Here is an 11490-nt window from a genome sequence, read left to right as displayed (position 1 = left end):
CATAACCTTATACAGATTTTTTTTCATCTGCGGGTGTTGATGTTGTAGCCGTAGGTGCAGCACCAGATTCAGGTTTTGCTTCTACTTTATCTACAGTAGTTTTAACTTCTTCATCTTCTTTGATAGCTTTTTTAAAATCTTTCATACCTTGACCAATACCTTTTGCAAGTTCTGGTATTTTTTTAGCACCAAACAATAAAACAACAACGGCTAAAATGACTAACCAATGACCTATACTAAATGAACCCATACTCTCTCCTTTGTCTTGATGACTGTATACTTAATAATATGTTATTGTATCATTTTTTTATAAACAAAAAATGAAGCAGATTTTTTATTCGATATTTGCCCATGCGCTGATAAATTCACCCAAATCCATTAGTTCCATTTTTTTACGCGAAGCATAAGCAATTGCCAATAAATCATGTAACGCAGTTTTAAAATCATCGTTTATCAAAACATAATCATACTCTCTAATACGTGTCATCTCTGAAACTGCATTAGCTAAACGTTTTTCGATCACTTCATTACTATCCGTCCCACGATAAACCAATCGTTTTTGAAGACTTTTTTGGTCAGGAGTAGTGAGAAAAACAGAGGTAATTAAATTTCCAAACTTTTCCCGTGCAATTTTATGTCCTTGCACATCAATATCACAAATGACCAATTTTCCCTCATGCAACTCTTTTAAAATAGGCTTGAGCGATGTGCCATAATAGTTGTCATGCACTTTTGCCCATTCCAAGAAAAATCCTGCGTCTATATCGTTTTCAAACTCTTCTTTGGAAATAAAATGGTAATTGACACCATCAATTTCACCTTCGCGAATAGGACGTGTTGTACTGGAAATTGAGAAATAAGAATCCGTAATTTCGTGAAGTACTTCTTTCATCAAAGAGCTTTTACCCGAACCACTCGGGCCTGAAATCACTAAAAGATTGCCTTTCACCATTACTCTTTTTCATCAAAAGTAATAGAAATATTAAGACGCATTCCTTTTAATGCTTCACGTAAAATATCGCTTTGTGCTAAAGTTGAGATACTTCTGGCAATACTACTCTCAATCTCATCACGAATGACTTCAATTTCTTGATTTTTTTGTGCAGGAACTGTTGGCGTAGAAATCTCTTCTTCTACAATTTCTTCACCAAACGCTTGTTTAAGCATATTTTCATTGAGGTCATCAAGCGAGTCTATATCATCTATTTCTGAACTATCAAAACTAACACCAACTTTTGGAAGAAGTTCCTCTTCTTCTAAGGCTTGCTCTTTTTCTTCCTCAATCTTTTCATCAATCTCTTCTGCAAAATCATCTATAATCTCTTCTTGTGCTTCTGGAGTTTCAGCAATAGCTTCTTCTTCCTCTAGATTTTCTGGCTCAAGAGAAATATCTTCAAAGGTTAAATCAGAGCTATCATTAAGCTCTATGCCCAAGGGGTCATCTTCTAATGGTACTTCTTCTTTTAACGCATCTTCTTCAAAAAAGAACGTACCTGCTTCATCGTCTTTATCTAAATCTAACGCATCCAATGACAACTCGGAAATTTCCTTCTCATCGTCCTCATCTTCACTTTCATCTAAAAGTTGCTTGACTTCGTTAATATCATCTTTATCTAAAATAGATGGATTTACAGACTCTTCCAACGTATCTTCTGACTCAGATTCATGTGCTGAAGATTCAACGTGACTCTCTTCTTCAAAATCAAAATCTTCAAAAGGTGTTCCTGCCTCTTTTCCTACTTCTTCCTCTAACGGCTCGGAATCATCAAATGAGAATGGATCTTCTACTGAAGTTTCACTTTTCAAGCTCTCTTCTTCTGCAGAAGAAGCATCGCCTTTCTCCAAACTTAGGTCATCTAATTCAAGATCCTCAAGAGAAAGGTTCTCACTGGCATCTTCATCTTCTTTGAAGTCATCTTCATTCTCTTCTAAGAGATTGATTGGGAGCATGTCATCTTCGCTTTCCAGTGTATCAATCTGATCAATATCGAAAGCATCTTCCATTTCTGTTGATGGAGAAGATGGCAGTGAAGTGGAATCTTCCTCTACGTCTTCTGATTTATGACTTTCAATCACGTTTTTAACTTTATCAAGAAGCACTAAAAAATCTGTTGGTAAAAACGGTTTTTCAAGAGCGACATTGACGGTGTCAGGTTTTTTAGCACCTCTTTGGCAAATATAAATGATATAGTCGCATCGTATGTTTTCACACAGTTCTGCTAATGCTGTCTCATCATAAAGTTCATTGTCAACTAAAATGACATCATAAGTAGAAAGCGGCACTAAGCCATAGTCTTCAAACTCATCTAACTCATACCCTGCTTTTTCGGCACTAAGTTTGATCAATCTAGAAACAGCGGGATTATTATTGAGTAGTAACAGGCGCATGCTCACTCCTGAATGAGAATTATTAGCTCTCATTGTAGTATAAAAAAATTTATGATTGCTTTAACGCACAAAAAGAATAGTCAAATGATTCATCGCTTCGATAAACTCTTTCTTAAATAACAGCATAATAGAGCTAAGTGTCGCAATAAGCACCACAAAAGAAACCGTAATTTTAATAGGAAAACCAATCACCAAAAGATTAAATTGTGGCATTGTTTTCATCAACATTCCAAAAACAACATCTAAAAGTAGAGAAAAGGCAACTACGGGAAAGGAAAGGATAAAGCCATAGACAAACATTCCAGTCATCGCTTTAAGCAAATAAGTCAACATGTTAGTCTGAGGATAAAAACTCCCCAGTGGCAAAAGGCTCAGTGAATCTGCGATAAACAGAAGCATTTGATGATGTCCATTAAATGCTAAAACAACCATCAGACCTATCATTGAAAGCAATTGTGACAATATAGGAATAGAAGAGCTCGTTTGGGGATCAATGACACTTGCCATGGTAAAACCCATGATAAAGGAAATTTGCATTCCAGCCATTTGCAAAATAGAAAGGGTAATGGTTAAAAAAAGTCCTGCAACAAAACCTATCAGTAATTCCCCAACGATTGCGAGTGAAAGATTGAGTAAAGTTGGCGTTACATGTAAAGCTGGCAAAAGAGGAAATAAAAAAATAACCATAAAAAAAGTCATCGAAGTTTTAATGGTTAATGGAATATTTGCGTGCGAAAAAAAAGGAAAAAAAGCAAAAAGCCCACTGATTCTTGCAAATAGCAAGAAACAGAGTATCACCTGTTGTTCACCAAAAAGTTTTACAAGTGATTCCACGTTATGCTTCCTCTTTAAGTCCATCCACATGGAGATGTCGTACATAAGTACACTGTTTGGCTAACTGATGATTGTGCGTCACTAAAAGAAGCGCTGCATTCTCTTTTTCGATGTATTCAAATAAAACATTCATCACTTCTTGAGCTGTTTTATCATCAAGGTTACCTGTTGGCTCATCTGCAAAAATAATTTTAGGTTTTTTAGCTAAAACGCGTGCAATGGAGACGCGCTGTTGCTGCCCACCGGAGAGATCTCCCACACGGTAGTTCATAAAATCTGCAATACCTAAACGCTCTAAAATACCATTATCAATTTGCTTATCACTGATAAAAGAAGCAAGTTCAACATTTTCATTGGCAAAAAAGCCTTTAAACAAGTAGTGTGATTGAAAAATGATACCGACATCATAACGTCTTAGTTTTAATCTTGCGTCATCATTATCGTTGTAAATGTTATGATCACACAAAATTACTTCCCCATGATTGGGTTGGAGCAGTGTTGAACAGATATGTAAAAGTGTTGATTTTCCACTTCCACTAACGCCTAAAATCGCCATTGATTCTTTGGGTGCTAATTCAAAATTGACATTTTCAAACAGAAGATAGTCAAAGGCATGGGAGATATTGTGTGCGTGTAGTAAAGACATCAATGTCCTTCAAAAGAAGGGGTGAAGAGTCTCCTCTTCACCTCAAATAATTTAATATTTATTTAAGTTGCTCAGCAACTTCAGAAGCGAAGTCACATGCTTTTTTCTCTAAGCCTTCACCAAGTTCAAAACGAACATAGCCTACAAGCTCAATTTTACCACCAAGCTCTTTTGCTTTTTCTTCAACAACTTGTGCAACGGTTTTTTTATCATCCATAACATAGAATTGACTTAAAAGTGTGTACTGTTGGTCAAGCTGTGTATTGTCAGCGATAAAGCGATCAATTTGTCCAGGAATAATTTTATCCCAGATTTGCTCAGGTTTACCCTGTGCTTTAAGTTCTGCTTCCATCTCTTTTCTAGCGTTTTCCAAAACAGCATCTGTTAATTGTACGCGAGAAACAAACAATGGCATACGCTTAAGAGGTTTTTGAAGTCTTTTCAACTCCTCATTCTCTTTTTCAATGTCTGCTTTAATACCAATCGTCTCTTTTTCAACAAACTCAGCATCAAGCTCAGTGTAGCTTAGAAAACTTGGTTTCATCGCTGCTGCATGCATACAAAGATTTCTGATAAATTCACCTGCTGCTGCTGCAGTTTTTTCACTATCACAGCTTGCTGCGATAAGAACACCAACACGGCCATTTGAGTGAACATAACCGTTTACAACACCATTCGCTCCCGCTTTTAGTGATGCAAAACGTCTAACTACAAGATTTTCACCAATAGTTGCAACTTTTGTAGCAAAATATTCTTCAAAAATAGTACCATTAATCGTTGTTTTCATCAAATCTTCAACACTTGCAACATTGCTTGTTTGAATATGTGAAGTTGTATCTTTTGTTAAATTAATAAAACCTTCATTTTTTGCAACGAAGTCGGTTTCAGCATTGATTTCACTGACAGTCGCTGTTTTCAAGCTTGCGTCAACGTATACATTGACCAAACCTTCACTTGCAAGTCTGTCAGCTTTTTTAGCCGCTTTACCAAGACCTTTTTCTCTTAAAAGGTCTTTTGCCGCTTCAAAATCACCATCGGTATCGACAAGTGCTTTTTTGCAATCCATCATACCAGCCCCAGTGGACTCACGTAATTCTTTTACTAAAGCAGCGGTAATCTCAGCCATTATTCGCCTTCCTCTACAGCAAATTCTTCTTCACTCACTACTTCACTAATTAATTCTTTTTTTTCATCTTCACTAATGTCAGAAGCTTCTTCAGCTGCTGGAGCGTCTTTTGAGCGGATTTCATAACCTTCAGTCATCGCTTCACACATTTCTTTACAGAAAAGTTGAATTGAACGAATCGCATCATCATTTCCTGGAATTGGAAGATCAACAACATCTGGATCACAGTTTGTATCAAGTGGAGCTACAACAGTAATTCCAAGTCTTCTTGCTTCTTGAACCGCAATTTTCTCTTTTACAGTATCAATAACGAAGATCATATCTGGTAAGTTTTTCATGTTTCTGATACCACCAAGGTAATCAAGAAGTTTCTCTTTTTTTCTTCTAAGCATTAACGCTTCTTTTTTAGTAAGAAGGTCAATTTGTCCATCTTCTTCCATTTTCTCGATGATGTCAAGTTTACGAATTGATTGTCTGATTGTTTGGTAGTTTGTAAGCATTCCGCCTAACCATCTGTGGTTAACATATGGCATACCGCATTTTTCTGCGTACTCTTTAATCGCTTGACTTGCTTGTTTTTTTGTACCAACGAAAAGCATTGTTTTGCCTTCTGCTGCTGCATCTTTAACAACATTGTACGTATATCTAAAATAACGTAGTGTTTTTTGTAAATCTACGATATAGATGTTTTTTCTCTCACCGAAGATGAACTTTTTCATCTTTGGATTCCAACGTCTTGTTTGGTGTCCGAAGTGTACACCGCATTCTAATAGATCTTTCATGGTTACCATGAAGCGCTCCTTGTGTTTTTTTTGGTTTAGCCTCCACACCCATCAACAGGGTTACCTGCAACCGTATAAGGATTGGTGTGTGTGAGATTTGGACGGTGATTATAGTCAAAATAAGATTAAATTTTGCTTGTTTTAATCTAAATATAAGTTCTATTTACATACCTTTATTTACTTTAAATCAAAAAAAGCCTATAATTGCGCAAATTTAAAAAAGACAGAGGTGATATTTTGCGTTTACTCTTAGCCTGTTTATTGAGCTTTTCGTTCCTTTGCGCAAGTGAATATATTGGAACGACCTCATATGCCAATGATGATTTTGAAGCGGAGTTTAATGCAAAAGACAATGGAAATCTTTTTGATCCACTCAGCGGTTATAACGAAATTATGACAACCTTTAACGATAATTTTTACGAATACCTTCTCAGGCCAACAGCACAAGGTTACGCTTATGTCATGCCTCAAATGGCACGCAATGGTATTGCTAACTTTTTTGATAATCTATTTTTTCCTATCCGTTTTGTAAACAACCTTTTGCAACTAAAATTTTACAATAGCTGGGAAGAAACTGAACGTTTTGTACTCAACTCAACCATGGGAATTTTAGGCTTTAGGGATGTAGCAGGCGAAGAATTGGGCATTAAAGCACATGATGAAGATTTAGGACAAACACTTGGGTATTATGGCGTTGGTAATGGTTTTCACGTTGTTCTTCCACTATTTGGTCCATCAAATGTCCGTGATATTGCTGGACTTGCTGGTGATATGTGGCTTAATCCAATCAATTACGTCAAAGCACGTGATGCAAATTTGCTGGATAGTACAGAAGAATCTCTTGCAACTACAGCACTGTATACCGTCAATAAAACCTCTTTACATGTAAAAGAGTACGATAACTTTAAAAAAGATGCCATCGAACTCTATCCTTTCTTGCGTAATTTTTACGAAACAAGAAGAAATAAACTCATAAGTGAATAATACCATGAAACGAATTCTTGCCTTAGTGTTCTTAACATTCTTATGTTCACATTCTCTCGTAGCCATAGAAGAACATGATATCTCGACTTATATGCAAAACAATATTGATCTTGCAACCACTATTTTGCGTGATAAAAAACTTCAAAAACCTGAAAGATCAGAGAAACTTTTTGTGATTTTTGATTCTATCTTTGATTATACTTTGATGTCACAACTTGCCATTGGAGGGAAACAGTGGGCATCACTTTCATCTTCTAAGCAAACTGAATTCACCAAACTCTTTGAGCAAAAGCTCAAAATATCGTATATGGAAAAACTCGATCTTTATACGGATGAGAAGATTGTTATTAAAAATTTGGAAAAAATAAAAGATGCACGTATTCACTTGACCACTCACCTGATGAAAAACAGTGAAGTGTATGAGATCATTTATAAATTTTACAGAGATAAAAATAATAGCTGGATGATTTATGATGTTGATGTTTTAGGAGTAAGTATTATTCAAGCGTATCGTACGCAATTTGCAGATATTTTGGCAAAAGAGCCTTTTGAAAAACTTCTTGAAAAACTCAGACAACCAGATGAACCAACACAAAAGAAACAGTGACACCTAAAAGTGCCACTGTATGAATGAATAGATTATGCGTTAATTTTTTCTTTAATAATTTTTGCTTTTTGTGCAATGGTTGCGATTTTCTCCGTTGCACTTAAATTTTCATTGAGCAAGACTTCCACAAAAGCACTTCCCACAATAACACCATCAACGCCACGAGCACGCTCTTTTGCTGTTTTTTCATTCACCCCAAAACCTACAAACAAAGGTGTGTTACTCTTCTCTTTAATCGCTTGAATAGTTTTCGTTAGATCTTCACTCGCATGTGCTCCCGTAATACCTGCATACGCTACTAAATAGATAAATCCTTTGGCATCTTTAACCACTTTGGCTATACGCTCTTTACTATCCGTTGGTGCTACAAAACTGATAAGCGAAAGGTTGTACTGATCCATTAAAGGAACATAAGGAGTCGCTTCTTCATGCGGAAGGTCAGGAATAATAAACCCTTTCACACCAAATTGTACTGCTTTTTGTGCAAATGTTTCGACACCTTTGTGATAAAAAGGATTAAAATAACCCATCCAATAGGTATCAATTTGAGGAGCGACTATTGAGGAGATTTCAAAAAGTGTCTCCATCTTAAAACCATTCTGTAGTGCATGTAAGTTAGCAACCTCAATGATAGGGCCATCGGCAACTGGGTCTGAGAAAGGAATACCCAGCTCTAGCTTGTCCACACCTGACTCTTTGAGGGCAGAGACTAAATCTAATGAAAAATTTTTATCGGGAAAACCCGCCGTAATATAGGCAACTAATTGCTTCACTCTTTCTCCAACGTATGAGGTACTTTTATAATTAAGGGATTTAGAACCGTGAAAAATGGCGCGTCATTTTCGACATCTTTTCGGTATTTTTCAAACTGATCGCTTACAAGAAGCAACCAATCAATAAACTCTTCGCTTGCAGGGCCTTGCAATACACGTGCTTCTTCAACAATATCTTCGCACAATACCGCCAATTTTATAATAGGATCGAGTTTTAAAAATCCTGCGGCTGATTTCATATTGTGAAAAATGCGAAAAAGATCTCCAATATTTTCAGGATAACGCTCTTTTCTACCGAGCCCAATAATCAGAGGCTCCATATTTTCACACATAATGGCATAGTGAGAGATAAAGTCTCCTACAATTTCGATGTCAAAATCAACTTCCAATTGTGCCAAAACACCCATGTTGCTTACCTCCGAAGTTGCTCATTGTACCATGTTTTTTATAAATTATCCTTGTCTTAGATGTAAAAAAAGAGGGTATAATTCCTCCATGAAAACAATTACATCTATTAAACAACACAAGGGACAAACACCCCTTACTGTCATTACAGCTTATGATGCACTTTTTGCTTCTTTGTTCGATCAAAGAGTTGACATCATTCTTGTTGGCGATAGCCTTAATATGAGTTTCAATGCCAAGCCAGATACACTTTCAGCCAGCATAGAAGTAATGTTGTACCACACTAAAGCAGTGTGTGCAGGTGCTAAAGAGACCTTTATCGTTTGCGATATGCCTTTTGGTACGTATACGGATGAAAAGATGGCATTGCATAATGCCTCGCTTGTATACAGCCAAACCAATGCACATGCTGTTAAAATCGAAGGTGGTGTGAGTCGGGCTCATATTATTAGGGCACTGACCCAAAACTCTATTGCTGTTATGGGGCACATTGGACTTATGCCTCAGTATGTACGTTCAGAAGGTGGTTATAAAGTACGTGGACGCAGCGAAGAAGATATACTTGCATTGATCGAAGATGCTAAAGCTGTCGAGGAAGCAGGTGCATTTAGTGTAGTCATCGAAGGTGTTGTTGAAGAAGCCGCACGTCGTATTTCTGAAGCGATCTCAATTCCAACCATTGGTATAGGCGCTGGAAAATATACTGATGGTCAAGTTTTGGTGTGGAGTGACATGCTAGGTTTTTTCCAAGCATTTCAACCTAAATTTGTAAAACGCTATTTAGAAGGAGCCACACTGGTTCAAAATGCCGTTGATGCGTATGTCAAAGAGGTGCAAGAGCGAAGTTTTCCCGAAGCTCCTTACACCTACACAAAGTGAGTGTGATGGAACGCATCGTCGAAATCGAAAAAATCTCCTTTGAAAATGAGTATGAAAAAAGCTTACGCCCGACTTCATTTGAGGACTACATTGGACAAGAGAAAATCAAAAAGAACTTGCAAGTTTTCATCCAAGCGGCACAAAAACGCTCAGAATGTTTAGACCACATTCTCTTTTTTGGACCTCCTGGTCTTGGTAAGACGACTTTAGCGCATATCATCTCCAATGAAATGCGCTCCAATATGAAAATAACCGCCGCTCCGATGATCGAAAAAAGTGGTGATTTGGCAGCGATCTTAACCAATCTTCAAGAAGGAGACATTCTCTTCATCGATGAGATTCACAGGCTTTCTCCTGCGATTGAAGAGATACTCTACCCTGCCATGGAAGATTTTCGCCTTGACATCATCATCGGCTCTGGCCCTGCGGCACAAACGATCAAGATTGACTTGCCTCGTTTTACGCTTATTGGCGCTACGACACGTGCAGGTATGATTAGCTCGCCATTGCGTGATCGTTTTGGTATGCACTTTCGCCTACAGTTTTACACCAAAGATGAGCTTTCACTTATTATCACCAAAGCGTCGCATAAACTGGAGAAAATCTGTCTTCAAGATGCGGCAAGCGAAATGGCAAGACGTTCACGTGGGACTCCTAGAATTGCGCTTCGTCTTTTAAAACGAATTCGTGATTATGCCGACGTGGTGGATGAAGAGACTATTAGCATTGAGCGCGCACAATATGGCTTAAATGAGCTGGGTGTCAACGACCTTGGTTTTGATGAACTCGACATCAAGTACCTTGAGCTTTTACTGCAAAGTAAAGGTCGCCCTTTAGGTTTGAGTACCATCGCCGCAGCACTTAGCGAAGATGAAGGAACCATTGAAGATGTCATTGAGCCTTACTTGCTTGCGAACAGTTACATTGAACGAACAGCACGCGGAAGAATTGCAACAACTAAAACGTATGAGCTTTTTCGTCTCACACCACCAGTATTACAAAGCACACTCTTTGAGGATAATGTATGAATGAACATCGCTTTTTTTTAACGGCTATTTTCTTAGCCGTTCTCTTTTCAATTATTAAACTTTATCAGCCTTTTTTGATGATTATTGCTATTGCATCTCTGCTCGCAATGGCTACATACAATCTCAACCTCAAACTCCATGGGCTCACTAAAAATAGGCATCTTGCAGCTGTTTTATCCACAATGCTTCTTTCCTTGCTTCTCTTTGGTCCTATCGTCTATACTATCACTTCGGTTGGTAGCATTGTGAACAATTTTGATTTTTCAATGATTGAGCGCGTTCAAGCGTATCTGCATACCCTTGATTACCAACTGCCTGCACCTCTGGCTTTTATGCAAGCACCTTTGGATGATTTCATCAACTCACTGAACATCGCTCAGCTCTCAAGCACGGCTCTTTCTTATCTTGGATCTATCGGTAAAAATAGTGCTGGCTTTTTAAAAGATATGCTTCTGATTGTTGTCTTTTTCTTTTTTGCACTTCTGAATGGTAAAGATTTAGTGGATTATTTTAAAAGCGTGATGCCCATTGATGCCAAAGAGGTAAACATCGTTTTTTCTGAAGTAACCAATGTGATGAGTGTGGTTTTCTACTCCATTTTGCTCAGCGCCATTTTTCAAGGTGCGCTGTTCTCATTCATCGGTATGTACTTTGGCTATGATGGGCTTTTACTGGGGATTTTTTACGGTTTTGCATCGCTCATTCCTGTTATTGGAGGAGCGCTTATGTGGATTCCACTCTGTGCAATTGAAGTAGCACATGGCAATACAACCACGGCGATTATTATCGCGACTTATTCGATTGTGGTGATTTCCATCATTGCAGACACCTTTATCAAACCACTCATCATCAAGTACATCAATGACAAGATGGTCAAAACACCAACCAATGTCAACGAGCTTTTGATTTTCTTCGCTATTTTTGCGGGACTTACAACGTTTGGTTTTTGGGGAATGATACTAGGACCTGCGATTACAACGCTCTTTATTTCACTTCTTAAGCTCTACAAACTACTCAAAGAAAAACATTACATGTAAA

Annotated in this window: 14 protein-coding genes; 5 read left to right on the top strand and 9 right to left on the bottom strand. The window is 37.6% G+C overall.

Annotated features, from left to right (window positions below; genetic code table 11):
• Positions 1-7: 7 nt before the first annotated feature.
• From SAR02S_RS02420 to rpsB, 7 genes are all read right to left on the bottom strand, one after another.
• The gene (locus SAR02S_RS02420) at positions 8-250 is read right to left on the bottom strand and encodes a twin-arginine translocase TatA/TatE family subunit (protein ID WP_041956557.1); all 243 of its coding nucleotides are present in this window, start codon (positions 248-250) and stop codon (positions 8-10) included.
• An 84-nt stretch (positions 251-334) separates the two neighbouring features.
• Entirely contained in the window at positions 335-949 is a 615-nt protein-coding gene (gmk, locus tag SAR02S_RS02415) for a guanylate kinase (RefSeq protein WP_041956555.1), read from the bottom strand.
• Between the two features lie 2 nt (positions 950-951).
• The gene (locus SAR02S_RS02410; RefSeq protein ID WP_041956554.1) at positions 952-2388 is read right to left on the bottom strand and encodes a hypothetical protein; all 1437 of its coding nucleotides are present in this window, start codon (positions 2386-2388) and stop codon (positions 952-954) included.
• A 60-nt stretch (positions 2389-2448) separates the two neighbouring features.
• Positions 2449-3222, bottom strand: a complete 774-nt coding sequence (gene fliR, locus SAR02S_RS02405; RefSeq protein WP_084218431.1) for a flagellar biosynthetic protein FliR — start codon at positions 3220-3222, stop codon at positions 2449-2451.
• A 1-nt stretch (position 3223) separates the two neighbouring features.
• On the bottom strand, positions 3224-3868 hold the full coding sequence (locus SAR02S_RS02400; protein WP_041956552.1) for an ABC transporter ATP-binding protein: 645 nt from the start codon (positions 3866-3868) through the stop codon (positions 3224-3226).
• A 58-nt stretch (positions 3869-3926) separates the two neighbouring features.
• On the bottom strand, positions 3927-4994 hold the full coding sequence (tsf, locus tag SAR02S_RS02395) for a translation elongation factor Ts (protein WP_041956550.1): 1068 nt from the start codon (positions 4992-4994) through the stop codon (positions 3927-3929).
• Positions 4994-5785 (bottom strand): 30S ribosomal protein S2, encoded by a 792-nt coding sequence (gene rpsB, locus SAR02S_RS02390; RefSeq protein WP_041956548.1) that lies wholly within the window; start codon positions 5783-5785, stop codon positions 4994-4996. The genes tsf and rpsB overlap by 1 nt, the downstream gene beginning before the upstream one ends.
• 228 nt (positions 5786-6013) lie before the next feature.
• On the opposite strand from rpsB, the gene SAR02S_RS02385 reads away from it, so the two are divergent.
• Together SAR02S_RS02385 and SAR02S_RS02380 are read left to right on the top strand one after the other, a co-directional pair.
• On the top strand, positions 6014-6760 hold the full coding sequence (locus tag SAR02S_RS02385; RefSeq protein WP_041957255.1) for an MlaA family lipoprotein: 747 nt from the start codon (positions 6014-6016) through the stop codon (positions 6758-6760).
• A 4-nt stretch (positions 6761-6764) separates the two neighbouring features.
• A complete protein-coding gene (locus SAR02S_RS02380; RefSeq protein ID WP_041957254.1) occupies positions 6765-7367 on the top strand; it encodes a Tgt2/MlaC family protein in 603 nt (200 codons plus the stop codon).
• 32 nt (positions 7368-7399) lie between these two features.
• Here SAR02S_RS02380 and trpA read toward each other — a convergent pair whose 3' ends face one another.
• Complete coding sequence (trpA, locus tag SAR02S_RS02375; RefSeq protein WP_041956546.1) at positions 7400-8140, bottom strand: tryptophan synthase subunit alpha; 741 nt, start codon at positions 8138-8140, stop codon at positions 7400-7402.
• Positions 8137-8547, bottom strand: a complete 411-nt coding sequence (locus SAR02S_RS02370) for an Hpt domain-containing protein (protein ID WP_041956544.1) — start codon at positions 8545-8547, stop codon at positions 8137-8139. The genes trpA and SAR02S_RS02370 overlap by 4 nt, the downstream gene beginning before the upstream one ends.
• A gap of 88 nt (positions 8548-8635) precedes the next feature.
• Here SAR02S_RS02370 and panB point away from each other — a divergent pair, with 88 nt between their 5' ends.
• Genes panB through SAR02S_RS02355 form a run of 3 tightly spaced genes read left to right on the top strand, consistent with a single transcriptional unit; the run spans position 8636 to position 11489 of the window.
• Positions 8636-9424 carry a 3-methyl-2-oxobutanoate hydroxymethyltransferase gene (gene panB, locus SAR02S_RS02365; RefSeq protein ID WP_041956541.1) on the top strand — a complete coding sequence of 263 codons (789 nt, stop codon included), beginning with the start codon at positions 8636-8638 and terminating at the stop codon, positions 9422-9424.
• Between the two features lie 5 nt (positions 9425-9429).
• Positions 9430-10452, top strand: coding sequence for a Holliday junction branch migration DNA helicase RuvB (gene ruvB / locus SAR02S_RS02360; RefSeq protein WP_041956539.1), 1023 nt, complete (start codon positions 9430-9432; stop codon positions 10450-10452).
• A complete protein-coding gene (locus SAR02S_RS02355) occupies positions 10449-11489 on the top strand; it encodes an AI-2E family transporter (protein ID WP_041956536.1) in 1041 nt (346 codons plus the stop codon). The genes ruvB and SAR02S_RS02355 overlap by 4 nt, the downstream gene beginning before the upstream one ends.
• The last annotated feature ends 1 nt before the right edge of the window (position 11490 follow it).

Origin of the sequence: Sulfurospirillum arsenophilum NBRC 109478 (genome assembly GCF_000813345.1) — a bacterium.
In the GTDB taxonomy this organism is placed as follows: Bacteria; Campylobacterota; Campylobacteria; order Campylobacterales; family Sulfurospirillaceae; genus Sulfurospirillum; species Sulfurospirillum arsenophilum.
Note: the sequence above shows the minus strand (reverse complement) of the source record. Positions and strands in the feature narration are given on the sequence as shown.